Source organism: Caballeronia pedi (assembly GCF_001544915.2).
Taxonomy (GTDB): domain Bacteria; phylum Pseudomonadota; class Gammaproteobacteria; order Burkholderiales; family Burkholderiaceae; genus Caballeronia; species Caballeronia pedi.
This window is the reverse complement of the sequence record NZ_FCOE02000003.1, coordinates 46,988-72,572: the sequence shown is the minus strand read 5'-3', so window position 1 is coordinate 72,572 and position 25,585 is coordinate 46,988. Positions and strand designations below refer to the sequence as shown.

The window sequence follows — 25,585 nt, the reverse complement described above, 5'->3', positions numbered from 1 at the left end:
CCGTCAATGGTTGTCGCGCGCTTCGCCGCGCGCCTCGACGATGTTCAGAAACAGGGTCGCCGGTTCGAGACACGCGCCGCTGCCCTGCTGCCCCACCATGCTTCGATAGATGGCTTCCCACGGCGTCTGGTTCGTGAGTTCCGGGCGCCTCCACGCGGCACGTCGCGCGGCGAGTTCATCGGCGGATACGAGCAGATCGACACGCCGCGCGCCGAGATCGATACGCAGGCGATCGCCGGTCCTGAGCAGCGCGAGCCCGCCGCCCACCGCACTTTCCGGCGACACGTTCAGAATCGACGGGCTGCCCGACGTCCCGCTCTGACGGCCATCGCCCATGGTCGGAAGCGTGTCGATGCCGCGCCGGATCAGCGCGGCGGGCGGCTGCATGTTGACCACTTCCGCGCCGCCCGGATAACCGACCGGGCCGCAATTGCGCATGACCAGGATCGAGTGTTCGTCGATGTCGAGCGCAGGATTATCGATGCGCGCGTGATAGTCTTCCGGGCCTTCGAAGACGATTGCATTCACTTCGAATGCATCAGGATCGGCGGCGTTCGAGAGAAAGCGCTCGCGAAAGCGCGCATCGATCACGCTGACTTTCATCACGGCGTTATCGAACAGATTGCCGCTCAGCACGACGTGACCGCCCGCTACCTTCAGCGGTGTATCGAAGGCGCGAATGACCTCGCGGTCGGGCTCGGCGGCGCCGGCGAGATTCTCCGCGAGCGTGCGTCCCGTCACGGTCATCGCATTGCGATGAAGCCGGCCCGCGTGCAGCAGTTCGCACATCACGCCAGGCACGCCCCCGGCGCGATGGAACGCCTCGCCGAGAAAGCGCCCGGCCGGCTGACAATCGACCAGCAACGGAATCTGCGCGCCTACGCGCTGCCAGTCGTCGAGCGTATGGGGCACGCCGATGTGACGCGCAATCGCGATCATATGGATCGGGCAATTCGACGACGCGCCGATCGCCGCCGCCACCGCGACCGCATTCTCGAACGCCTCGTGCGTCATGATGTCCGACGGCCGCAGGTTCTCGGCGATCATCGGCACGATGCGCCTGCCCGTCTCGTAGGCGAACCAGCCGCGCTCGCGGTACGGCGCGGGCACCGACGCGCAACCGGGCAGCGACATGCCGAGCGCCTCGGCGAGCGCGTTCATCGAAAGCGCGGTGCCCATCGAATTGCAATGCCCGGCGGATGGCGCGGACGAAGCCACTTTCTCCATGAACGTGTCGTAGTCGATCTGGCCGGTCGCGAGTTCCTTGCGCGCCTCCCACACGACCGTGCCCGAGCCCGCCAGCTTGCCGCGATGCCAGCCGTCGAGCATCGGTCCGCCCGACAGCACGATCGACGGAATGTTGACCGTCGCCGCCGCCATCAGGCAGGCGGGCGTGGTCTTGTCGCAACCGGTCGTGAGCACGACGCCATCGAGCGGATAACCGTGCAGCACTTCGACAAGACCGAGATACGCGAGATTGCGGTCGAGCGCGGCAGTCGGACGCTTGCCCGTTTCCTGGATCGGATGCACGGGGAACTCGAGCGGAATGCCGCCCGCGTCGCGAATGCCGTCGCGTACGCGCTTCGCCAGTTCGAGATGGTGCCGGTTGCACGGTGCGAGATCCGAGCCGGTCTGCGCAATGCCCACGATCGGCTTGCCCGACTGCAACTCTTCGCGCGTGATGCCGAAGTTCATGTAGCGCTCGAGATAGAGCGCGGTCATGCCGGGATTCGACGGGTCGTCGAACCAGCGGCGGCTGCGCAAACGCTTCGGTTCGGCCGGTGACTGAGCGGAATTCAACGATGTCTCCATGAATGATCTAGCGTGCGCGCAACAGCGCTTCATGACGATCGACGAACGACGCCACCGCTTGCGCGAAGCGTTCGAGATCGCCTTCGTCGTGCGGGAGCGTCAGCACGATGAAGCCGCGCCGCGCCACATAACAGCCGCGCTCCAGCATGTGGAAGAAGAACAGGTCCTTGAGCGGAGACTCGCCTTCGATGAAGTCCTCCACCGAATGGATCGGACGCACGCCGGCATGCAGGTTCATCAACGATCCGATACCCGTGAATTGCATCGCCACGCCGCGCTCGCGACACAGTCCGTTCAGTCGCGCACGCAGTCGCTCGCCCTTTTCGCTGAGCGCGGCGGCAGCGCCCGGCGTATAGAGCCGCGACAGACCTGCATGACCCGCCGACATCGACAGCACGTTGTTGTTGAACGTGCCCGCGTGCGGCGTCGCGCCGGGCCTGCGCGGATCGAATTGCGCCATCACGTCCGCCCGGCCGCCGAACGCGCCGAACGACATGCCGCCGCCGATGTACTTGCCGAACGTCGTGAGGTCGGGCCTGATGCCGAGCAGCGCCTGCCGTCCGCCGCCCGACAGCCGCGAGGTCACGACTTCATCGAAGATCAGCAGCGCGCCGTGACGCTGAGTGAGATCGCGCAGGCCTTCGAGAAAAGCCGGTTCGCCGACGATGCATCCGCCCGCGACCTGCATCGGTTCGACGATGACGGCGGCAATTTCGTCGCCATGCGCGGCGAAGATCCGTTGCACGCCGGGCAGATCGTTGTAAGACGCGACGATGAACTCGTGCGGCACGTTCACGGGACTGTTGCCGCTGCCGAAGGTCAGCACGCCGCCGTGATATCCGCCGGTGAACGCGACGACTTTCCTGCGCCCCGTAAAGATGAGCGATGCCGCGATGGCCATCAGGTTCGACTCGGTTCCCGAATTGGTGAAGCGCAAGGACTCGACCGACTCGAAGCGTTCGCGCAACAGGCGCGCGAGCGGCACTTCCAGCGTGTTGTGACCCGTCAGGTTCAGGCCGTTGTCGAGCGCCTCGACGATCGCCGCGCGTATCACGGGATGGCTGTGGCCGTACATCGCCGTCGTGTATTCGGCGAGGAAATCCGTGTAGGCGTGGCCGTCCAGATCCCACAGGCGCTTGCCTTCGCCGCGTGCGATCGTCAGCGGGAACGGCTTATAGAACAGCACCGAGCGCGTGTTGCCGCCGGGCATGACAGCGAGCGCATCGAGATGGGCGGCGGCGCTCTTCGGGTTCGCTTCCGCGAAGACGCCGGCGGCGCGCTCCGCGGCTCGGCCGAGCCCTTCCACGTCGAGTTGTGGCGATATTGCGTTTTCAGTGGACATACGCTTCCTGGATGGTTCGAGGTTCGTTCATAATCGGTATCCCTCCCGCGTTCAATCGACCGGCACGATCGATCCGCCCGCCGACCAGTACACCGTCATCGGCGCCTTGATCCATTCGCCGCGCTGATCGAAGCGCACCTGGCCGAACAGCGTATTGAAGGTGGTCTGATGCAGCGTCTTGTCGAGCGCTTCCGGCGAGAGCGATTGCGCCGACGAGATCGCGTCGCCGACCATCATCGTCGCCGCATAGAACGACGGTCCCTTCTGATCCGGATTCACGCCGTAAGCGGCCTTGAAGCGCGTCTCGAATCGCTTTCCTTCGGGCAATGCGCCGAGCGGCGTGCCGCCCTGCGGACAGTACATTTTCCTGTCGAGCGCGCCGTCCGCGAGACGCGGAAATTCGCCGACGCACAGACCGTCGCCGCCCATCAATACGCCGCTGACCGCGAGATCGCGCATCTGCCGGGCGAGATAGGCGGCCTGCCCGTAGTAGCCGCCGTAGAAGATGCCGTCCGGTTTCGCCGGCTTGATCTTCGAGAGCACAGCCTTGAAGTCCACTGTGTGATCGGTCGAGTACTCGCGCGTCACGATGTCGATGCCGAGCTTCTTCGCCGTGGCGACGAACACATCCGCGACGCCCGAGCCATAAGCGGTGCGATCGTCGATCACGGCGACGCGCTTCAGATGCAGCGTATTGGCCGCGTAATCCGCCATCCTCGCGCCGAGCACGTTGTCGTCGGTGGTGAGGCGAAACACGTACGGATAGCCCGGAACGGTCAACGCCGGGTTCGACGCCGCGGGCGTGATCATGATCACCTTGGCGTCGTTGTAGATCTTCGATGCGGGAATCGTCACGCCCGAATTCCAGTGACCGATGACCGCGATCACCCCGCTGTCCACGAGCTTCTGCGCGGCGGTCACGCCGGCTTTCGGGTCCGACTCGTCGTCCACCGAAATGAGCTCGAACCTGAGCGGCTGGCCGCCGAGCGTCATATGTTTCGCGTTCAGGTCATCGATCGCCAGCCTGGCGCCGCGTTCGTTGTCCTTGCCGCTTGCGGCTTGCGAGCCTGTCAACGGTCCTGCCACTCCGATCTTCACGAGCGTGTCCGCATGAACGGCCGGCGCCGCGCACGCCACGCTCAGGCATAGAACGAAAGTCTTGATTGCTGGTATTTGCATGATCGTGCTCCTGTCACCGGTCGATGAGACGTTCCAGCACGCCGCGCACCGGTTCGAGCGTGGCGAATTCGTGATCCGGACGCGCCTGCCAGTCGCCCAGACGCTCGTTGCCGCGATTGATCCACGCGACCCGGATGCCGAGCGGTTTCGCGCCGTCGATGTCCGCCCAGGTGCCGATCGAGCAATGGAAGATCTCGTCGGCACTCAGGCCGAGCGTCGCGAGCCCGGTCTTGAAGATCGTCTCGGAAGGCTTGTAGGCCTGCGCCATCTCAGCCGTCGTCACATGCTGGAAGTAGCGCACGAGCCTGCTGCGGTGCCATAGGTCCGTATCCATGTTCGTGATGGGCATCAGCGCGAAATGTTCACGGGCCCAGTCGAGGAAAGCGACGGCGTCGTCGAAAGGCGGCGAGGACTCCACCAGATGCGTGAGCAGCAGCTCGGTCAGCGCCGCCATGTCCCGGCCGTCGGTGCATCCTTGCGCAAGCGCTTCCAGACAGCCCGTGAGCGCATGCTGCGCGACCACGCGATAACGCATATACGCGTGGCTTCGGTAGGTCTGAACCGCGCGCATGTCCCAGTCGAGATAGACGTCGGCGGCGGACTTCGCCGGATCGAGAGAGAGCTGCTGGAGCACCGCTTCGATGCCGCATATGCCTCCCGTCGTCACGTCTACGAGCGTGCCGAAGTAGTCGAAGGTAAGTGCCTTTGGTTTCATGGATCGATCCTTTTTGTAGTATGACTAATCAAAATGAGTGTCGCGCCGCTCGTGTGAGCGTCGCCCTCTCCGGACAGAAAACGGGTACGCCCGCGATGTCCGTGCCGTCGATTTGCATTTACTGTACGCCGTACAATTAAATCGTGCAAGCGAGCGAATTGCCGGGTTTTCCCGCACCTGTCGCATGTCGCCACCGATTGCAGTAGAGTGACGCTCGGTCGAACTCAAACTCGGGAAGTCACGTTGAGGAAAAAGGAAGAGGCAGCACCGGAAAAGAAGCGACGGGGCCGCTCCGCGCGCGACCAGGGGCTCTCGCGGGAACGCGTCGTGGAGGCGGCGCTCGCGCTGATCGACGCAAAGGGTTACGCCAACTTCAGCCTGCGCGATGTGGCGCGGGAGCTCGGCGTCTATCCGACCGCCATCTACTGGTACGTCACGAGCCGCGACGAACTGCTGGTCGAGGTCATCACGCGCGCGCTAGGCGATCTCATTCCCGGGCCGCTTCCCGCCGGCCGCTGGCGCGACTGGCTGAAAGAACTGTTTCATCGCTACCGTCGGGCGGTCGCGCGGCATCCGAACGTCGCGCCGCTGCTCGGTTCGCAGATCATCTCGAACGCGAGTATGAATCCGGTGATGGTCGAGGCGGTGCTTCGAACGCTGTTGTCTGCGGGCTTCAAATCGGCGGAACTGATTCACGTCTACAACACCGTGATAACCGCGATGGTCGGATTCGTCACGCTCGAATTCGCCGGCCACGGCGCCGACGAGCGCGACGAATGGGAGGACAGGCTGCGCGTACGCTTCGAGGAACTCGATCGTGATGAGTTTCCGCTGCTGACCGCGAACATGACGCGCATGTCGAATCAGGCGTTCATCGTGCGATGGAAGGGAGGAACGAATCGCGCGCTCGAACAGAGCTTCGATCGATATATCGATGTCGTACTGGATGGATTGCAGAGACAACTGGCGGGCGACGCCGATGCGCGGAAGCAATGAACCCGGCCGGCCGCGCAATCGGCGCCCGAATCATTCAGTCTTCTTCGTTCAGACGACCCATCGTTTCAGGCACGATGAACGCACCGATGAGGAACAGCACGCTGATCACGACGAGCGCGACCGCGAGCACGACCGGCAAATCGACGGGCGACTTCGCGACCACGGAAACCACCGTCGGCATGATGCCGCCCACTGCAAAGCCCAGATTCCACGACAATCCCGTTCCCGATGCGCGTATCGACGTAGGAAAGCGTTCGTTCAGGAATATGAGGATCGGCGCATAGCCTGCACTGCCGAGCGCGCTTAAAACGATCGCATAGAAGCCGATGAGCCACACGCCGTCCGCATGCGGCATCGCGAGATAGAGCAGCGGAAAGCAGATCAGACGCGCAACGCCGAGCCAGATGAAGCTGCGCTTGCGTCCGATCAACGTGCTCAGATGACCCGCCGCCGTCGATGCGATCACCACGGCGACGCTCGACCACATCAGAATCCATCCCGCGCTCGTCGCCGACGTATGCGTGACGACCTTCAGGAACGTCGGCAAGTATCCCGACGTCAGGTAATAGCCGCTGCCTCCGCCGACGGTCAGCAACAGGTTCACGAAAAGGATCGAGCGATACTTCTTCGAGAACAAGACGCGCAACGGCGAAGCGGCCGGCCCTTCCTGCGCGGCGCCTTTCGCGCGCGAGGCCGCTTTCTTTCGTGCCGCGAGCTCGGCCCATAGCGGCGATTCCTCGAGCCTGTTGAAGACGAACACGCCGAGCACGGAACTCACGATGCCCGCGAAGAACATGCAGCGCCAGCCCCACACTTCGAACGCCGCGCCTGGAAAGATCGCGGTCGTCGCCAGATAGACGAGCGATGCGAGCAGCGCGCCAAGTCCCGCGCCACCGCCGCCGACGAACCCGGACACCGCACCGCGCCACTTCAGACTGACCGTCTCCGTCCCGATCGTATGCGTCGATGCAACCACGCCTCCGACGAACACGCCCTGCACGAGACGCAGCAGGAGGAACAGCGCGGGCGCGACGATGCCTACCTGTGCGACGGTCGGCAACATGCCGAATGCGGCCGTCGAAACGCCTACGCCGACGACGGACACCACCATTGCGCGCTTGCGTCCGTGTTGATCGGCAAAGGAACCGAAGATCGCGGAGCCGAGCGGCCTCATCAACAGCGTGACGGCGAACGATGCATAAACGGCCGCGAGCGAAAGCATCGGATTGGACGACGGAAAGAACAGATGCCCCACCACCGGTGCCACGAACAACACGACGAACAGGTCGAACAGGTCGAGTGCCCATCCGAGGCACGATGCCATGACGGCGACCGCCACCTGACTTCCCTTCACATCTTGCGCGACTTCATCGCGCCGGTATACTTCGTCCATTTCCGATCTCCATGTCCAAATTTTAATTCGGATACCTATTTATATGCTTTGTACGTCTCGTCTGCCGGGACAACTCGCGACAGGCGTCTCCTATCGCTCCAGTTCGTATTCGCCGCTGGAAAGCTTGCGTCGCAGTATCTTTCCAACGGGCGATTTCGGTATCTGATCGACAAACACGTACTCACGCGGACGCTTGAAGTTGACGAGGTCCGAGGTGCGGCAAAACTCGTCGAGCGCGCGCTCGTCGACGTAATGTGACCGCTTGACGAACGCGACTACTTTCTGGCCCCAGCGCTCGTCCTTCACGCCCGCGACGGCGACTTCGTCGACGGCGGGATGCAGCGACAATACCGACTCGATATCGACCGGCGATATGTTCTCGCCGCCGCTGATGATCATGTCGTCGACGCGGCCGGTGACGTAGAGATCGCCGTCCGCATCGAGATAGCCGGTGTCGCCGGTGAAGTACCAGCCGTCGCGTAACGACTTCGTGTTCGCATCGGGACGGTTCCAATAGCCTTCGAAGGCTTCATCGCCAAGCAGTTCGACGATGATCTGCCCTTCCTCGCCGCGCGATGCAAGCTGTCCGGGCGATGCAGCGTCGAGCTTCACGACGCGCAGGCGCGTGTTGAGGCCCGCGCGTCCCGCGCTTCCGGGCTTCTTCGTCGCATCCTGATCGATGCTGAACGTGTACACCTCGGACGAGCCGTAATGATTCACGAAGAGCTCGGGCTCGAACGCGACCGAGCAGCGCTTGAGCAGGCCGTCGTTCATCGGCGCGCCCGCGAATCCCAGCTTCGTGACGGAACGCGTGCGTGCGCTCGAAAAGCCGGGCGCGGCGAGCAGGTCGTGATATAGCGTCGGCACGAGATAGAGGCAGGTCAACGCATGCGCTTCGATCGAGTCGAGCGCGAGTTGCGCATTCCATCGCCGCACGCAGACGAAGAGTCCGTCGACGAGCGCCATCGCGAGCAGCGAGCGCACGCCCATCGTGTGATAGAGGGGCATCACGCCGAGCGTGCGTTCGCCGTGCCGATAGAGATTCTGCGCGACATGCGCGAGCGCGGCGGCTCGCTCATGCCGATGCCTGCGCGGTACGCCCTTGCCCATGCCGGTCGTGCCGGAGGTGTAGAGCATCACCGAGTAGTCGTCGGCCGACGCTTCCGTGGCAAGCTGTGCAGGCGCGCACGCTCGAAGCACATCGAACGCATGCGTCGCGCCCGCGACTTCGTCGAGCCCGATGCGCGCGATATCTTGCGCCGCCGCACTCTGCGCAACGGCTTGCGCGGAAACGCCTTCATAGACGATCGCGCGCGCGCCCGCATCTGTCACGCTGTAGTTGAGCTCCTCGGGCTTGATGCGCCAGTTCAACGGCACGATGACGATGCCCGTGAACTGACACGCCCAATGCAGCGTCGCCATCTCCCAGCGATTCTGCAGCGCGACCAGCAGACGATCGCCGCGCGTCAGGCCGAGCGCCTCGAGACCTGCCCCGACTCTGGCGATTTCGTCGAACCATTGCGCATAGGTGAACGCGATATCGCCGTCGACGAGTGCGAGCGCATGCGGGCTGCGCTCCACCGATTGCATGAACGTGCGGCCGAGATCAAACATGGCTCGCCTCCTCTTCACGCGAATGCGCCTGACGCTGCTTCGCCACGTCGAGCACCGCCGCGACGATCGGCGTATAGCCCGTACATCGGCACAGGTGGCCGGACAACATCTCGCGCACCGCGTGTTCATCGGGATTCGGCACGCGCTGCAGGAAGTCCGTGCACGACATCAGGATGCCCGCCGTGCAAAAGCCGCACTGCAACGCATGATGGCGCGCGAACGCTTCCTGAAGATCGCCGAGCGTCTGCGCCGACACGGACAGTCCCTCCACAGTGTCGATGCGTCGTCCATCCGCCTGCAGCGCGAGCATGAGGCACGAACGCGCCGCGACGCCATCGACGAGCACCGTGCACGCGCCGCACACGCCATGCTCGCACCCGACATGCGTGCCGGTCGCGCCAAGCTCGTGACGCAGGAAATCGGACAGCAGTTCGCGTGTTTCGCATGCGCCGCGACGCGTGACGCCGTTGAGTTCCAGCGTCACGGCGCATGATGTGTCTTCTGCAAGCGCGAAGCGCAATGCATCGCCGGAACCTGCGTGTTGGGTCTTTCTCACTTCGCCTCCTGTATGACTTGCCATCCGAGCTGGCGCACGAGATGACGTCGATATGACGCGCTGACATTCGCGTCGTCGCGCGCGCCGAGCTTCCAACTGAAATCGTTCAATGCGCCGCGCAGATCGTCGCCTTCGAGGCGCGGCAGGCACTCGAGCACGGGCCTGTCGGAGACGCCGCCCACGCCGATGCGGATCGAATCGTCCGTGACGAGCGCCGCGCACGAGACCAGCGCGAAATCGCCATGACGCGCCGAGAATTCCGTGAAGGCGAAGCGTTGTCCAGGCTTCTTCAGCGGAAAGCGCACGGACTCGACGAGTTCGTCCGGCTCGCGCGCGGTCATCAGCATGCCTTGAAAGAAATCGGCCGCGCTCAAGGTGCGCTTGCGCTTCGCGGAACGCAGCGTGACGTCGCCGCCGAGCGTGAGCAGCGCGAGCGGGAGTTCCGCGCTCGGATCCGCATGCGCGATGGAGCCGCATACGGTGCCGCGATTCCTGATCTGAAAGTGCGAAATGAGGGGGAACGTCATGCGCAGGAGCGGCACTTCATCGTCGAGTGTCTTGCGCCATTCGACGCTGCCTTGCGTCGCCGCCGCGCCCACGACGAGATGGCCCGACTCCACACGCACCGTGTTCAGTTCCGCGGTGCGCGAAATGTCGATGAGCCAGCGCGGCTGCGCCAGCCGCATGTTGAGCACGGCCATGAGCGACTGGCCGCCCGCGAGCACGCGCGCGTCGGCGCCGGCCTGCGCAAGCGCGTCGAGCGCGTGGCGCGTGTCCTGCGCGCGCAGATAGGAAAGCGGCGCGGGCTTCATGGCGACCTCCGCAATTTCGCGAGCATGCGTCCGAGCCACGATGCATTCGTGCGCACGGCCTTGCCCGATGCCTGTCTGCCGAGCGATTCGAAGAGTTGCCGCAGTACCACCTGCGCCGCACCTTCGAGCATGCGTGCACCGACCGCCGCGACCTTGCCCGACACCTGCGCTTCGTAGTCGTACGCGAGCAGCGTGCCCTTTGCGGTCGGCTCCAGCCTGACGAGGCCTTCGCCTTGCGCGCTGCCGAGCGGCGATATCCCCGCGCCCGCGAGACGCAGACTACGCGGTGCATCGATGTCGGAGAGACCGATCTTCGCCTCGAAGCGCGCCTTGATCATGCCGACGCCAACCGTCACATCGGCGCGATACTGATTCGGTCCGATGGTCTCCAGCGCATGACAGCCCGGCACGACCTTCGCAAGCGCCTCGGGGTTCATCAAGACCGCGAAGATGGCCTCGGGCGTCGCTTCGAGTTCGACTGTGCCCTGCGCGGTGAGCGCCTTGCCGCCGCCGCTCACCGGCTTCTTCGCCGGCGCGGCTTCGCGATACTCGGGCCGCGACGGCGGCGGATCGTCGATGCCGATCATCGCCATGACCTTCGCCGGCGTGAGCGGCAAGCGAATGTCCGCCACGCCGAGCGCATCGGCCACGGCATTCGCGATGCAGGCCGGCGTGCTCATGTTGTTGCCTTCGCCGAGTCCCTTCGCGCCGAGCGGCGTAAAAGGCGAAGGTGTTTCCAGATGCACGATGATTGGATCGGGCACCTCGCATGTCGTCGGCATCAGATAGTCGGCGAGCGTGCCCGATTGAAAACTGCCGTCCGCGCCGTAACGAAACTCTTCCATCAGCGCCGCGCCCAAGCCCTGCGCGAACGCGCCGCGAATCTGGCCATCCGCGAGCGCGGGATTGAGCAGCGTGCCCGCATCGTGCGCCGTCACATAGCGGTCGATGCGCACGCGTCCCGTCGCGCGATCGATCTCGACGCCGCACATGTCGAACGCGAAGCCGTAGCACGCGGACGTGTTGATGCGATCCTCGTCATCGGGCGGGGTCATGTTGGGCGGATTCCAGAACACGGTCTCGCGCAGCCCCGGTTCCTCGCCTTCGGGCAGGAGCGCGGGCGACCAATGCGGCGCGTTGCTCGCGGCGCGCGCGAACGGCAACGCTTTCTCGGGCGCCTGCCGCATGTACACGCGCCCGCCTTCGAAACACACGTCCTGCTCCGTGCAAGCGAACTGCTTCGCGAGGATGCGCGCGAGCTTGTCTTTCACGCGCGTCGCGGCGAGATGAACCGTGCCCGCGACCGCACCGGCGAACCGGCTCGAATAGTTGCCGGCCGCGACGGACCACGCGTCCTTCTGCGTGTCGAATTCGACGTTCACGACGATATCCGCCGGATCGAGACCGAGCACATCCGCGACGACCTGCGCGCACACGGTCATATGCCCTTGCCCCGCCGGCGTCGATGCAATGGTGACGATCACGCCGCCCATCAGATCGACGCTCACGGTCGCGCTCGCGATCGCACCGCTCTTCGGACCGGCCTTGCGACGCGCTTCGGCGGGCATGACCGTCGTGATGTAACCCATGTTCGATACGGACGGCTCGACGATCGCCGCGAAACCGATGCCATACAGGCGCCCTTCGCTGCGCGCGATCTCGCGGCGCGCCTTCAGTTCGTCATGGCCGCCCTGCGCCAACGCACGCCGCAGCGCTTCCTGATAGTTGCCCGAATCGAGCAACGCGCCCGCTGCCGCGCGATACGGAAACGCATCGGCCCTGACGAAGTTGCGGCGATAGACATCGAGCACATCGAGCTTCAGTTCGTCCGCGATGCGCTGAATCAGGCGCTCCAGCGAGAAATACACCTGCGGTCCGCCGAAGCCGCGCACGAGTCCGGTCGGCGTCTTCGTCGTCAGCGCGACGCGATTGCGCACGAGCAAATTCGCAATGTCGTATGCGCCCGTCAGACATCCATGCATGCGATAGAACGTGGCGGGCTCTGGCGCGCGCAGATAGCCGCCGCAGTCCTCGATCTGATCGTAGGACAGCGCCGTGATGCGCCCGTCGCGTTCGACGGCGGCTTCGAGCGTCGCGAGGCGCGCGGTCGCTGAGGTCGCCGCGCTCAGATGTTCGAGGCGGTCTTCGACCCACTTCACGGGCGCGCCGCATTTTCTCGACGCGAGGCACATGAGCACGACATACGGAAACACCGCCTGCTTCACGCCGAAGCTTCCTCCCGAATCGCGCGGCGCCTTGTGACGCAGACGATTGGCGGGTACTTTCAGCGCCATCGACATGACCGCGTGCAACGAGAACGGCCCCATGAAATTCGAGGTCACGTCATAGCCTTCGTTGCCCGGCAGGCATTCCGCGATCACGACGCCGCATTCGATCGGCGCGCACGTGTTGCGCGGATAGTGCGTGGTGATCGACACGCGATACGGCGCGTTGTCGAACGCCGCTTCCGGCTCGCCATAACGAAAGCTGCGGTCGCTGACCACGTTGCTGCCGATCTTCTCGTGAAGCACCGGCGCATCGTCGGCGACAGCCGCTTCGATCGATACCACCGGCGGCCGTGGCTCATAGTCCACCTTGACGAGATCGAGCCCGTCCTCGGCAATGGCGCGCGTCTCGCCGATCACCACCGCCACCGGCTCGCCGCTATAGCGCGCGCGATCCATCGCGAGCGCCCAGTGCTCCATCGGCGACTTCACGCCGACGACGAACGGCTGCGACCATGCGCGCACATCGTCTCGCGTGAGCACGGCGCGAATGCCCTTGTGCGCGAGCGCGGCGCTCACGTCGATGCTCCTGATCTCCGCGTGCGCATACGGCGAGCGCAGCACGGCAGCGTGCAGCGTGCCTGTCTTGATGGCGATATCGTCGCCGTAGCGGCCGCGGCCCGTGAGAATCGCGGCGTCTTCCAGGCGTTGCATCGGGCGGCCCACAAACGGGCGACCGGACGCTCGCGCTTCGTTGCGACCGGAAGCGATCGCGGGCGTCTGGCGTTCCTTTAGGGCGGTGTCGGTATCGGTGTCGCTCACACGTGTCTCCTGCATGGCTGTGCGCGATGTTCAGTAACAGCGGGTCTCGCGCTTGCGGCGAGACACATCGCATCGTCGATTCAATGTACTGCCCGACTGCGCAAAATCGCTTACCAAGCGGTCGGGCGAATTACCTTACAGTCCGATGCTTTTCGCCAGGCAAGCCTTGGTGACGGACGCGACAGTCCAGCGCACGCGTGAGATCGCGTGCGCGAAGATGTGTCCACGCTCAGATCTGTACTTGCCTGGAATCCGCTTCGTACAACTGCACCACACGGCGATACTCGCTCGGCGTGATACCCAGGTTCTGCTTGAAGAAGCGCGTGAAATGCGCGGGCGCCGAAAACCCCAGATCGTATGAGATATCCGTCAGCGAATGCGCGCCCGCGGATAAGTCGTTGATCGCCGTTTCCATGCGCAGCACGTTCAGATACACATTGGGCGTCACGCCCGTGCAGCGATGAAACAGCGCGAAGAAATGCGCGCGCGACAGCCCGCAATGTTCTGCCAGACGATTCATGTCCGGTTCCGCGCCCGTGTTCTCGCGCAGGTACGCGATGGCCTTGCGGATGCGCGGATCGTTCGGACGCCTGCCCGCCAACTCCATCTGCCGCGACGACTCGTGCCAGCTTCGGCTCGGATCGATCACCGAAAGCATCAGCTCGAAGAGGAGCCCCTCCAGACGCTCGGCGGCAACGCTATCCGCCCACCACATCTCCATCGCGAGCTCTTCGGCGCGCTTCTTCGCATGGTTCGACATGCGCACGCACGACTGCGGAAAGAAGCGCGGATGACCGCCGCTCACGAGCGGATGCTGAATGGCGGTCAGCCAGTCCGGCTCGATATACATCGCGAGAATCACCGTGCGCTGCTCGGCATGTTCGATATGACGATACGCGTGCGGCTCCCACGGATTGATCAGCACCGCGGTGTCGCCGGTCAGCGGCTGGAGTTCATCGTGAACGGCGAAGAACGTGTCCGGTCCTGCCGCCTTGATCAGAAGATGGCAGTGATGATGCGCGTGCTGAATGAGCGGCGCATCCATGTCGAGCAGCGCCACTCGTCCAAAACGTCCCTGATAGATCTTGATCGCACTAGACACTCGTTTTGCCTCACTCCATGCCGCTGCCGCTTTGCGCGGCTTATTCTCGGTCGAGTTTAAACCCGCTCCGGCTCAGGAACCCTTGAACGCGGCCCTGCGTTTCTGATGGAACGCTTCCACGCCCTCGCGGAAGTCGTCGGAGCTGCGCAAGCGACTGTAGTTGAGCCCTTCCAGTTCGATGGCGACAGACAGCGGCGCATCTTCCGTGTCGTTCAGAAGCTTCTTCGCTGTGCGCTGTGCGAGCGGCGAGAACGCGAGCAGTTCGCGCACGAGCGAATCCGTGGCGCTTTCCAGTTCGGCATCGGCGACGAATTCCGTCGCGATGCCCCATTCGTAAGCCTGCGATCCCGTGATGCGGCGCGAGCGCATCACGATGTCCTTCGTGCGCCCGATGCCCACCATCTTCTGCAGGCGCGCGGAGCCCCCTGAGCCGGGAATCTGTCCGAGCTTTTGTTCGGGTAGAGCGTAAAGCGTCGTTTCTGTTGCGATGCGGAAATCGCAGGCAAGCGACAACTCGAAGCCGACGCCGAAGCAATAGCCGCGATTCGCCGCGATGACCGGTTTGCTGCAACGCGCCGGCGACGCAACATTCCAGGCGAGCTTCGCCACATGCTCGGGCGATGCCTCGATGAAGCCCTTGATATCGCCGCCGCTGGAAAAATGCTCGCCTTTGGCGCGCACGACGATCACCCGTACGGCGTCGTTGGCGTCGAGCGCTTCGAACGTCAGACGCAATTGCTCGCGCTGATGCATCGACACGATATTGAACGGCGGCCGGTCCAGAACGATGTCGGCGCGCGAATCCGCGGAATTGAATTCGACGTGAAAGCCGTCGAGTTCAGCGAGCAGCGAATGAGCTGGGTGAGCGAGCTGGGTCATGAATTGTCCTTCGATGAGCGATGCCTGAACGAGATCCGTTGCTTAAGCCACGGCTCAAGTATCCGCGCCTCGCTGACATCCTGCTTACCCCTGATTCCGGCGAGTTACCCATGAGTCTGATTTTGCGCCACGAAAGCGTCCCCTTGTCCGCCTTCGACAGACGCTTGCTTCGCCGTAGCCGAAGACCAACCTCCAGAGAGCTTTGCTCAAATCGCAGGGCAGTCTGCATGCACTTCTGCAGGTCACCCTGATCAGTGCACTCGGAACCGTCCAGCGCGCATAGATAGAGCGTCCGAGACCGATTTGCGACACATACAGAGATGGCTTGACCACGACGGAGCGCCATGTTGATTGCGATTTCGCCGATCGACCTCGCCGACGCTGCATCCAGACGAGGAAAACAGATCGTTTTCCTCTGACGCCTCAGAATTAGCATCCTTTCCGAAAACGTCAGATCGCTCTCGCGTTGACCTCTGAAAGATGGAGCATGGATGTCACCCGATGATCGTTAAGCGCTCAGTTTTCGATGCCGGCGACCAGGTCCATGAACTGTTTCATCCGCTTCACAGCGAGTTCTGGGCGGATCAACACACCGGCGGCATCGGCTTTAAGAAAAACATCTGCATAATGAAGCGCCGATCGCGCCGATTGCATTCCCCCGGCCATCGAGAAATGGTTCTGATGCCCGTTAAGCCATGCAAGGAACACGACGCCGGCCTTGTAATACTGAGTTGGTGCAACGAACAATTCGCGAGACAGCGTGACAGTCGGTGCCATCAGCGCGTGATAGGTGTCGAGGTCGTTTCGAGCCAGCGATGCCAACGCCTTCGACGCCACTGGCGCGATCGGGTCAAAGATTCCCAGCAATGCGTGCGACTCACCCGTGCTGTCACCGGCAATGAGCTCGCCGTAGTTGTAGTCGTCGCCGGTGAACATGACGACGCCTTCCGGCAACTTCGAACGCAACTGGCGTTCATACTCCGCATTGAGCAGAGAGATCTTGATCCCTTCAATCCTGTCCTTTTGATGAGCGATGATTTCGAGTACCGTGGCCATCGCGGTGTCGACATCGGCGCTGCCCCAGTAACCGGCGAGCGCCGAGTCAAATGCGTCGCCGAGCCAATGCAGCACGACCTTTTCGCGCGAAGCGGAAATGATCTTCTCGTAGACGTACTTGTAATCGTCGGCAGAACGTGCAGCCGCACACAGCGCGCGGCTCGCCATCATGATTGGGCGGCCGCCTGCGGATTCGACAACCTCGAACTGCTCGTTGTAAGCGGCAACGATGTCATCAAGCGAATGCGCCTTCTTGCCGTCCAGATGATCGGTACCCGCGCCGCATGCGAGATCCGCGCCAGGAATCGACTTCGCGTGGGAAATACTGCGTCGGATCAATTCCGCCGCGACAGGCCAGCCGATGCTCATACCGCGCTGCGCGGTGTCCATCGCCTCGGCGACCTTGAATCCGAGACTATAAAGATAGGTACGGAATGCCAGGGTCGCTTCCCAATCGACAGCGGGTGTATCACCCGACGGCTCGTACGCAGCACGCGGATCAACTACGACGTGCGCGGCAGCATAGGCGATCCTGTTGAACGTCGGAGCATTCGAACCCGGAAGTTGATCTTCGAGGTTTTGAAGCGAGTATGCCCGGACCGTACCGTCCCGCTGTGGCAAGTTGATGTTCATGCTGTACCTCTCAGTGTCTGGAAGGAATGGCGAAGTCTGACAGGTTCGCGACCGGCGCAACCGTGGGTGCGGAATGACTCCCGGACGCGGATTGAATGATCATGTCTGCGGCCTTCTCGGCGACCATGATGGTCGGCGCATTGGTGTTGCAGGAGGGCACAAAGGGCATCACAGACGCATCGACGACTCGCAGGCCATCAACACCGATCAGCCGCAGGTCGGGCGTCACCACCGCGTCCGGATCATTGACCTGTCCCATCCGACATGTACCAACCGGGTGATGGTCGGTCTTTGCATTCGCACACGCGTATTCGAAAAGTTCCTGATCGCTATTGACCCGTGATCCCGGAAGGACTTCGGTCTGCACGAAGCGCTTCATGGCGGGTGCGTTGAGAATGTCGCGAGCCAAACGCAATCCCTTGATGGCCATGTCCCGGTCATGCGGGTCTGACCAGTAGTTCGGGTCAAGCAGAGGCGCGTCTGCGGGATTGCTGCTTGCGAGACGCACCGTGCCGCGCGACCGTGGCCGCAGATAAGCCGTGTTCAGCGTAACCCCTGCGTTCTGTAGCTTGGCCATACCCGCCTCGATACCCGAACCAAGTCCAAGATGGAACTGGATATCAGGCGAACGGTCACGGTCGGGCGAGTCACGGTCTGCATACCAGAAGCCGCCCGTTTCAAAGAGGCTCGACGCAACCGGGCCCTTTTTCAACACGAGGTATTGCAACGCAGCCCACGCGGCGTGATGCAGCTTGTTGTATTTGTCGTAGGTGTGATCGCCTGTGCATTCAGAAATGACAAACAGGTCCAGGTGATCCTGGAGATTGTCGCCGACGCCGCGCAGATCATGGACTGGCTTGATCCCGACAGACTGGACGTGCGCTACGGGGCCGATGCCCGATTGAAGCAACAGCTTCGGTGAGCCGATCGCGCCAGAAGAGACGATCACCTCTCGTGCGGCTCTGATGATTTGCGTGTCGCGATTGTCGCCGACCACCACCTCGACACCTATCGCGCGATTGCCCTCTACGATCACGCGTAACGTGCGTGTGGCCATTTGCACGGTGAGGTTAGATCGTCCGAGCACCGGCTTGATGAAACTCGTCGCTGCTGACGAACGACGTGCGTCGAGTTGTGTTAGCTGATAGTAGCCAAGTCCCTCTTGGGAAGCTCCATTGAAGTCAGGGTTAAACGGAATACCTAACTCCTGCCCCGCCTGGAAAAACGCTTCGCAGATAGGCAGCGGGCTGATGGGATTGGAGACACCCAGCGGGCCACCGTAGGCATGAAACTCGTTCGCGAAGCGCTGATTGTTTTCGGAACGCTTGAAATACGGCAATACCTCGCGATAGGACCAGCCGGTCGCCCCGGCTTTGCTGACCCAGTCGTCATAGTCAGCAGGCACGCCACGCGTATACAGTTGTGCGTTGATTGACGAGCCACCGCCAATCACCTTCGCTTGCGTAAAACGAAGGACGCGGTTGTTCAGGTGCTTCTGAGGCACGGTGTGCCAGCCCCACGACCCGATTCCCTTCGTCATCTTCGCGAAGCCCGCTGGCATCGCAAAGAAGGGGTGCCGATCGGAACCACCCGCTTCAAGAAGAAGCACTTTCACCGCGGGGTCTGCGCTTAAGCGATTCGCGAGCACGCATCCAGCCGAGCCGCCGCCCACGATCACGTAGTCATATGTCGTCGTATTCATGTCGGTCACGCTCAAAATGCAGGGATGGAAAGGCCACCGTCAACATGCAACACGCTGCCTGTGCAGAACGGGAGCGATCCGTCGGCGAGTGTCGCGACCGCGCGAGCCACTTCCTCACTTTCGCCCCAACGGGCGGCAGGAACCAGCCCTTCCTCGAATCGGGCCTCGTACTTCTGTGCAACGCCCGCGGTCATCGGCGTCCGGATGATTCCGGGCCGGACCTCGAATACGCCGATGTCCGATTTCGCCAAGCGCAGCGCGAAGAGTTGCGTGAGCATCGGCAAAGCGGATTTCGACAGGCAGTACTCCCCTCGCTCGGGCGAGGCCATCTGTGCCGAGACTGAAGAGACAGTCACGATCGAGCGCGCGAAGTTCGATGTCGTTGTGCTCATGTGCCGCGCGACAGCTTGCGTCATGAAGAACGTGCCACGAAGGTTGATGCCGAGCACGGTGTCGAACGCTTCGGGTCGAACGTCGAGCAGGTCGCCGCGACTTGGCGAACCCACGCCAGCGTTATTCACGAGGCACTCCACACTGCCCTTGAAGCCGATGGCAGCGTCCACAATTGCCGCGTGCGATTGGACATCGCTCAGGTCGCTGCGAACGAAAAGCGCAGCTTGTCCCTCGTTGCGGATGAGATCGCACGTCGCCTGCGCGTCTTCGTCATCGGTCACGTCGGTCAGCACGACGGCGAAGCCGCGACGCGCCAGTTCGACACAGATCGATCGGCCAATTCCTCTGCGCCCGCCCGTCACCAGCGCGGTCGGGCTTGGTCCATTCGACTTGCTCATAAGTCCACCGTCCCAGTCATCGATCAATGAATGCGTGCTTCCGTGTCTTTATCGAACAGGACCAGCTTCGACAAATCGACACGCAGTTCACAACGTTCACCCGACTCGTGCGGCATGTCCGGACCGAGCCGTGCGGACACTTCCATGCCGCCGAAATCGAGGACAGCGAGCGTGTCCGGTCCAGTGGGCTCAAGCACGTTGATTCTGACGGGAACGGTTCGAATTGCAGACGCCGCGCGTTCGTTCTCTACCCCAATCGCCTCCGGTCGCAACCCTGCGATGACTTCCTTGCCGACATAGCGATCCACAGCTTGAGATTGCGGCGGAAGTTCGAGATCCAGCGCGTCATTGCCCTGCCCGATCTTCAGATGCAGCGAGCCGTCTCTGCCCTCGATGCGCGCAGGAATGAGGTTCATCGACGGCGACCCCATGAACGTCGCCACGAACGTGTTTGCAGGCGTGTTATATACCTCGGCCGGCGTGCCGAGCTGCTGAAGAATGCCGCCTTTCATGACTGCAATGCGGGTTGCAAGCGTCATCGCTTCGATCTGATCGTGTGTCACGTAGACGATCGTTGCGCCCAACCGCTGGTGCAGCTTCTTGATTTCCGTTCGCATGTCCACGCGCAGCTTCGCGTCGAGGTTGGACAGCGGCTCGTCGAACAAGAAGATCTTGGGATGGCGCACGAGCGCGCGGCCCATCGCGACGCGCTGGCGCTGACCGCCCGAAAGCTGACCCGGACGGCGATCGAGCAGATGCTCGATCTGGAGAAGACGCGCTGCGTCCTGAACGGCCTTTTCGCGATCGGTTTTCGAGACTTTGCGCATCTCAAGCCCGAAGCTGATGTTTTGTCCCACGGTCATGTTCGGGTACAGCGCGTAGCTTTGAAACACCATCGCAATGTCGCGCTCGCTCGGATGCAGGTCGTTGACCTTGTCATCGCCTATTCGGATTTCCCCGCCAGAGAGCGTATCGAGACCAGCGATAAGAGACAGCAACGTCGATTTGCCGCAACCCGATGGACCGACGAGCACGAGGAAGTCGCCATCGTCCACGTCGATATTGATTTCGCGAAGAATCTCCGTAGAGCCGTAGGCTTTACGCACGTTGTTGACATGAAGAGAAGACATGATGATTACCCCTTGACCGAACCAGCCATCAAACCGCGGACGAAATAACGACCTCCAACGACGTAGACGAGCAGCGTGGGAAGCGCCGCGATCATCGCGGTGGCCATCTGCACGTTGTATTCCTTGACGCCAGTCGAAGTGTTGACGATGTTGTTGAGCGCCACCGTGATTGGCGCCGATGCACCGGTCGTGAATGACGCGCCGAACAGGAAGTCATTCCAGATGTTCGTGAACTGCCAGATCACGGTCACGGTAATGATGGGCACCGAGTTCGGCAGAAGGATTCGAAAGAAGATCCGGAAGAAGCGCGCACCGTCGATCATCGCGGCCTTCACGAGCTCATCGGGAAACGCGATGTAGTAGTTGCGGAAGTACAGCGTCGTGAAGCAGAGACCGTAGACGACATGCACGAAGACAAGTCCGGTAATCGATTGAGCGAGGCCGATCTTGCCGAGAAACGTCGCCATCGGGATCAGCACGATCTGAAACGGGATGAAGCAACCGAACAGGACGAGCGCAAACAGGACGTTGTCGCCCTTGAAGCGCCACTTCGTCAACACGTAGCCATTCAGCGCACCGATCAGCGTCGAAAGGAAAACCGCTGAGAAGACCATCCGGAACGAATTCCAGAAGAAGCCCTTTACACCGGAGCAGTCGAGGCCGACACAAGCAGAACCCCAGGCTTTCTCCCATGCAGCGAGCGTCCATTCATGCGGAAGTGCGAGGATGTTGCCTGCATAGACCTCTGGAAGCGGCTTGAACGAGGTCAGCAACATCACGACGAGCGGTACGAGATACACGATTGCGACGATCACGAGCATCGAATAGATGACGATGCGCGACACGTTGTTATGCTTTCCCACCACCATCTGTGGCGAGTCCCAGGTCTTGGCAGCCATGCTTGTCTCCTTCAGGCTCCGTGGATAGATATGAATTGCTTCAGTGGCCGCCGCCGGAACGGCGTGGGCGCATTTCCGAGTAGAGGTACGGCACCATGATCGCGGCGACGGTACAGAGCATCATCACGGCGCTCGCGGCTCCCATGCCCAGCTCGTTGCGAGTGAACGTGAACGAGTACATGAACGTCGATGGGAGTTCGGTCGAGTAACCGGGTCCCGCACCCGTCAAGGCAATCACCAGCTCGTAGCTCTTCACCGCCAGGTGAACCAGAATCACGAGTGCGGAGATGAAGACCGGGCGCAGTTGCGGGATGATGATCCGTCGATAGATCGAAGGCATCCGTGCGCCGTCGATCGACGCGGCCTTGATCTGCTCCTGGTCGATGCCGCGCAAGCCGGCAAGAAACATGGCCATCACAAACCCGGATGCCTGCCATACTGCCGCGATAACGACGGTGTAGATCGCCATGTCGTCGCTGATGATCCAGTCGAACTGGAAGCTCGTCCAACCCCAGTCGTGAAAGAGCTTGGTGAGGCCAAGTCCGGGATTGAGAATCCACTTCCACGCGGTGCCGGTGACGATGAATGACAGCGCCATCGGGTAGAGAAAGATTGCACGCAAGTAACCTTCCGCACGGATCCGCTGGTCCAGAAGGATCGCGAGCGCGAGGCCGATGGCGAGACACAGGACCACGTACAGCGACGCGTAGATGCCGAGATTCTCCACAGCGACATGCCAGCGAGGATGCTCCCATACCCGCGCATATTGAAAGAACCCTGCCCATTTGAAGGTCGCGAATCCGCGGGACCGTGTGAACGAGAGAACCGATGTCCATACGATGAAGCCGTAGACGAACACCAGCGTGATAATGAGCGTCGGGCTGAGCACCAGCTTTGGGAGCAAAGCTTCGAAGGCGTTTCGCGCAGAGCGCTTTTTTCCAGCCTCCTCTGCTCGAGCAGGGGACTTTGCCGAATCGACAGACGTGGCGCGAGAGTGTAAGAGCATGATTTCACCTGCACATCGAGAACATCGAACACGAGAGAGGAGCGGACGCTTTCCGCCCCACCTGACCGGCTAGATCGTCACTTCGAATTCTGCACAGCCGTGACGAGCGACTTCACGGCGTCGCCCGACGACTGATTCGAATTGAAGAAGTGCGTGACTACGTCGTAGACCGCTGTTTTCGATGCTTCGGGCATCGCCTGACCGTGGGCGAAGCTGCCGACCATCGTGCCGTTCTTGAGCGCCGTTCGCATGTCGGCCATCGACTTCTGGCCGCATTCATCGAAGCCATCGGCGGGTACATCAAGACGTGCCGGTACCGAGCCTTTGATCTGGTTGAACTGGGCCTGAACCTTCGGGTCCATGACGGCCTCGGCGAAGGCGTACTGTCCAGCCTGCCGCTCATTGCCAGCCTTGAAGGTGGCGAACTGATCCGTCACGAAGATGAAATTGCCCTGTGTACCGGGATATCGCATGCAAAGGAAATCCACGCCCGGCTTCTTGCCTGCGCTGGCAAACTCCCCTTTCGCCCAGTCGCCCATGATCTGCATGGCGGCCTTTCCATTGATGACCATCGAGGTGGCAAGGTTCCAGTCGCGACCGGGGAAATTCGGGTCGACCATGCCGCGCAACGCGCGCAACTGGTCGAACGCTTTCTCCATCGTCTTGGAGCCGAGCGCCTTGGGGTCGAGCTTGATCAGTGCTTCGTTGTAAAACTTGGGACCACCTGCCGACATCACTGCGCTGTCGAAAATGGTTGCTTCCTGCCACGCCTGTCCGCCGTGAGCCAGAGGGATATAGCCCGCCTTGCGAATCTTGTCTGCGTCCGCAACGAGTTCTTCGAAGGTTTGTGGCGGCGTGAGCTTCAGCTCATCGAAGATCTTCTTGTTAGCCCAGATCCAGTTGTCGCTATGCACGTCGATCGGCACGCCATACCAGTGACCATCTGCCTTGGAGAAGCGCTGCAGCGGGGCGGGCACCTGCTTGTCCCAGTCGCCCTTTTTGGCGATGCTGTCCAGGTTCGTGAGCAGATCCTGCTCCGCGTAATCCAGCACGCTGAAACCCAGCATCTGCACCGCGTCCGGCGGATTGTTCGATGCTATGCGCGCGCGCAACACCGTACGCGCGGCTTCGCCACCACCACCCGCGATCGGGCTATCTTTCCAGGAATAGCCTCTCTGCTTCAGGTTGTCTTTCAGAACACCCAGCGCTTTGGCCTCGCCGCCGGAGGTCCACCAGTGCATCACTTCCACTTGCTTGTCGGCGGCGATTGCCGAGAGTGCGTGGCACGCGAACAATCCAGCCGCGACGGCGGCAATACGCTTCTTGAACATCTTCGTCTCCTTGTTGATCGCCCCGCGACGGGAGCGTTCGTATATGAATGTCACTTGGTGGACTGGGGCAGCCACCAGTTCTTGCGTGCGCCGATGTGCAGCTGGATGGTTTTGGTTTCGGTGTAGTCCTCGACCGCTTGCTTGCCGAGTTCGCGCCCGACGCCGCTCGACTTGAATCCGCCGAAGGGCAGTTCCGGATAACCGTCGAGGAACGTGTTGACCCATACGGTCCCGGCATCGACGCCGCGTGCGACCGTGAGACACGTGTTGATGTCATTGCTCCAGACGGCAGCCGACAGCCCATACGCCGAGTCGTTGGCGATCTCGATCGCTCCTTCGACGTCCTTGAACGTCACGATCGAGAGAACGGGACCGAAGATCTCGTCGCGTGCAATGCTCATCTCGGGCGTGACGTCGCTGATGATGGTTGGCTCGAGGTAAAGGCCCTTGGCGTCGTAGCGCTTGCCGCCCAGACGCACACGTGCACCAGCGGCTATGCCCTTGTCGATGTTCGCGAGAATTTCGCCAAGCTGGTTCTCACTGACGATGGCGCCGATTTTGGTATCGGGGTGCAGAGGATCGCCGACCGGAACCTGCTGCGCGCGCTCGACGACCGCCTGGGCGAACTTCTCCGCTATCGACTCGTGCACCAGAACACGGCTACCACTGTTGCAGCATTCACCCGCGTTGAAATAGACGCCGAACACAACGGCATCGACCATCGCGTCCCAATCGCAGTCGGGGAATACGATCTGCGGATTCTTTCCGCCGAGTTCGAGCGCCACCTTCTTCAACTGCTTCGACGCGATGCCGCCGAGCAGTCCGCCGACGCGCGTCGAACCGGTGAAAGACAGCATGCCGATGGCCGGGTGTTCTGCGAGCGGCTGGCCGACCGTCGGCCCCTTGCCGGTGACGACGTTCACGACGCCCTTCGGAACGCCGGCTTGCTCGATAATTTCCGCGAGAATGACGGTCGTGCTCGAAGTCAGTTCGCTCGGCTTGATGACGCAGGTGCAGCCTGCGGCAAGGGCAAACGGAAGCTTCTGCGAAAGAATCCAGATGGGGAAATTCCACGGGGTGATCAACCCGACCACGCCGATGGGCTGACGCAGGACGATCCCCAGCATGTCCTCGCCGAGCGAATCGTAAGCGTCGCCGCTTGTCGTGCGGGCGAGGCTCGCGGCGTACTGCCAGAGATCGACGCAACCCGAGACTTCGCCACGCGCTTGCGTGAGCGGCTTGCCGGTCTCAAGCGATTCGAGCAACGACATCTCTTCGACCCGTGCTTTGATGCCCTCGGCGACGACGAGCAACGCGCGAGCACGCTCGACGCCCTTCATCCTGGGCCATGGGCCTTTCTTGAAAGCGACGTCAGCGGCATGAATCGCGGCTTCGACGTCTTCGCCCGTGGCTTCGGGAAAGGAACTGACGACTTGTCCGTGGGCCGGGCTGCTGCGTTCGAAACGCGCGCCGCTCGCGGCGTCTTTCCATTGGCCATCGATGAACATCTTTCCGGCGAACGCTTTGTGTTGCAGCGGCTTCGCATTCTCGAGCAGCGCCGTTGCGGCGGGGATAGCGACCTGACTCATT

21 protein-coding genes are annotated in these 25,585 nt (G+C 62.1%); 1 reads left to right on the top strand and 20 read right to left on the bottom strand.

Annotated features, from left to right (window positions below; translation table 11 throughout):
- Nucleotides 1-3 precede the first annotated feature (3 nt).
- From AWB80_RS05345 to AWB80_RS05330, 4 genes are read right to left on the bottom strand one after another with little or no spacing between them, the layout of a single operon-like run.
- Nucleotides 4-1,812, bottom strand: a complete 1,809-nt coding sequence (locus AWB80_RS05345; RefSeq protein ID WP_061173625.1) for an IlvD/Edd family dehydratase — start codon at nucleotides 1,810-1,812, stop codon at nucleotides 4-6.
- Between the two features lie 7 nt (nucleotides 1,813-1,819).
- Nucleotides 1,820-3,154 carry an aspartate aminotransferase family protein gene (locus AWB80_RS05340; protein WP_061173624.1) on the bottom strand — a complete coding sequence of 445 codons (1,335 nt, stop codon included), beginning with the start codon at nucleotides 3,152-3,154 and terminating at the stop codon, nucleotides 1,820-1,822.
- 51 nt (nucleotides 3,155-3,205) lie between these two features.
- A complete protein-coding gene (locus tag AWB80_RS05335; protein ID WP_061173623.1) occupies nucleotides 3,206-4,333 on the bottom strand; it encodes a branched-chain amino acid ABC transporter substrate-binding protein in 1,128 nt (375 codons plus the stop codon).
- A 13-nt stretch (nucleotides 4,334-4,346) separates the two neighbouring features.
- Nucleotides 4,347-5,048 (bottom strand): HAD family hydrolase, encoded by a 702-nt coding sequence (locus tag AWB80_RS05330; RefSeq protein WP_061173622.1) that lies wholly within the window; start codon nucleotides 5,046-5,048, stop codon nucleotides 4,347-4,349.
- A 243-nt stretch (nucleotides 5,049-5,291) separates the two neighbouring features.
- On the opposite strand from AWB80_RS05330, the gene AWB80_RS05325 reads away from it, so the two are divergent.
- Nucleotides 5,292-6,044 carry a TetR/AcrR family transcriptional regulator gene (locus tag AWB80_RS05325; protein WP_061173621.1) on the top strand — a complete coding sequence of 251 codons (753 nt, stop codon included), beginning with the start codon at nucleotides 5,292-5,294 and terminating at the stop codon, nucleotides 6,042-6,044.
- Between the two features lie 34 nt (nucleotides 6,045-6,078).
- Here AWB80_RS05325 and AWB80_RS05320 read toward each other — a convergent pair whose 3' ends face one another.
- The 16 genes from AWB80_RS05320 to AWB80_RS05245 all read right to left on the bottom strand — a co-directional run bounded on the left by AWB80_RS05320 (nucleotide 6,079) and on the right by AWB80_RS05245 (nucleotide 25,584).
- Complete coding sequence (locus AWB80_RS05320) at nucleotides 6,079-7,437, bottom strand: MFS transporter (protein ID WP_061173620.1); 1,359 nt, start codon at nucleotides 7,435-7,437, stop codon at nucleotides 6,079-6,081.
- A gap of 90 nt (nucleotides 7,438-7,527) precedes the next feature.
- On the bottom strand, nucleotides 7,528-9,051 hold the full coding sequence (locus tag AWB80_RS05315; protein WP_061173619.1) for an AMP-binding protein: 1,524 nt from the start codon (nucleotides 9,049-9,051) through the stop codon (nucleotides 7,528-7,530).
- Complete coding sequence (locus tag AWB80_RS05310) at nucleotides 9,044-9,607, bottom strand: (2Fe-2S)-binding protein (RefSeq protein ID WP_425266832.1); 564 nt, start codon at nucleotides 9,605-9,607, stop codon at nucleotides 9,044-9,046. Before AWB80_RS05310 ends, AWB80_RS05315 begins: the two co-directional genes overlap by 8 nt.
- The gene (locus AWB80_RS05305) at nucleotides 9,604-10,419 is read right to left on the bottom strand and encodes an FAD binding domain-containing protein (RefSeq protein ID WP_061173617.1); all 816 of its coding nucleotides are present in this window, start codon (nucleotides 10,417-10,419) and stop codon (nucleotides 9,604-9,606) included. The genes AWB80_RS05310 and AWB80_RS05305 overlap by 4 nt, the downstream gene beginning before the upstream one ends.
- Nucleotides 10,416-13,415: a xanthine dehydrogenase family protein molybdopterin-binding subunit gene (locus AWB80_RS05300; RefSeq protein ID WP_061173920.1), complete on the bottom strand. Its 3,000-nt coding sequence runs from the start codon at nucleotides 13,413-13,415 to the stop codon at nucleotides 10,416-10,418. Before AWB80_RS05300 ends, AWB80_RS05305 begins: the two co-directional genes overlap by 4 nt.
- A gap of 280 nt (nucleotides 13,416-13,695) precedes the next feature.
- Nucleotides 13,696-14,568 (bottom strand): AraC family transcriptional regulator, encoded by an 873-nt coding sequence (locus AWB80_RS05295; RefSeq protein ID WP_061173616.1) that lies wholly within the window; start codon nucleotides 14,566-14,568, stop codon nucleotides 13,696-13,698.
- Between the two features lie 72 nt (nucleotides 14,569-14,640).
- Nucleotides 14,641-15,447 carry an enoyl-CoA hydratase/isomerase family protein gene (locus tag AWB80_RS05290; protein WP_061173615.1) on the bottom strand — a complete coding sequence of 269 codons (807 nt, stop codon included), beginning with the start codon at nucleotides 15,445-15,447 and terminating at the stop codon, nucleotides 14,641-14,643.
- The gene (locus AWB80_RS45520) at nucleotides 15,407-15,883 is read right to left on the bottom strand and encodes a heme-binding protein (RefSeq protein ID WP_087131006.1); all 477 of its coding nucleotides are present in this window, start codon (nucleotides 15,881-15,883) and stop codon (nucleotides 15,407-15,409) included. Before AWB80_RS45520 ends, AWB80_RS05290 begins: the two co-directional genes overlap by 41 nt.
- A gap of 80 nt (nucleotides 15,884-15,963) precedes the next feature.
- Nucleotides 15,964-17,136: a dihydrodipicolinate synthase family protein gene (locus AWB80_RS05280; RefSeq protein WP_061173614.1), complete on the bottom strand. Its 1,173-nt coding sequence runs from the start codon at nucleotides 17,134-17,136 to the stop codon at nucleotides 15,964-15,966.
- Between the two features lie 10 nt (nucleotides 17,137-17,146).
- Nucleotides 17,147-18,838: a GMC family oxidoreductase gene (locus tag AWB80_RS05275; RefSeq protein ID WP_087131069.1), complete on the bottom strand. Its 1,692-nt coding sequence runs from the start codon at nucleotides 18,836-18,838 to the stop codon at nucleotides 17,147-17,149.
- Nucleotides 18,839-18,849: 11 nt separating this feature from the next.
- Nucleotides 18,850-19,629 (bottom strand): 3-ketoacyl-ACP reductase, encoded by a 780-nt coding sequence (locus AWB80_RS05270; RefSeq protein ID WP_061173613.1) that lies wholly within the window; start codon nucleotides 19,627-19,629, stop codon nucleotides 18,850-18,852.
- A 23-nt stretch (nucleotides 19,630-19,652) separates the two neighbouring features.
- On the bottom strand, nucleotides 19,653-20,759 hold the full coding sequence (locus AWB80_RS05265) for an ABC transporter ATP-binding protein (RefSeq protein WP_061173612.1): 1,107 nt from the start codon (nucleotides 20,757-20,759) through the stop codon (nucleotides 19,653-19,655).
- A 5-nt stretch (nucleotides 20,760-20,764) separates the two neighbouring features.
- Nucleotides 20,765-21,658 carry a carbohydrate ABC transporter permease gene (locus AWB80_RS05260; protein ID WP_087131004.1) on the bottom strand — a complete coding sequence of 298 codons (894 nt, stop codon included), beginning with the start codon at nucleotides 21,656-21,658 and terminating at the stop codon, nucleotides 20,765-20,767.
- 40 nt (nucleotides 21,659-21,698) lie between these two features.
- Nucleotides 21,699-22,664 carry a carbohydrate ABC transporter permease gene (locus AWB80_RS05255; RefSeq protein WP_061173611.1) on the bottom strand — a complete coding sequence of 322 codons (966 nt, stop codon included), beginning with the start codon at nucleotides 22,662-22,664 and terminating at the stop codon, nucleotides 21,699-21,701.
- Between the two features lie 77 nt (nucleotides 22,665-22,741).
- Nucleotides 22,742-23,995: an ABC transporter substrate-binding protein gene (locus AWB80_RS05250; protein ID WP_061173610.1), complete on the bottom strand. Its 1,254-nt coding sequence runs from the start codon at nucleotides 23,993-23,995 to the stop codon at nucleotides 22,742-22,744.
- Between the two features lie 50 nt (nucleotides 23,996-24,045).
- Entirely contained in the window at nucleotides 24,046-25,584 is a 1,539-nt protein-coding gene (locus tag AWB80_RS05245; protein WP_061173609.1) for an aldehyde dehydrogenase family protein, read from the bottom strand.
- Nucleotide 25,585 lies beyond the last annotated feature (1 nt).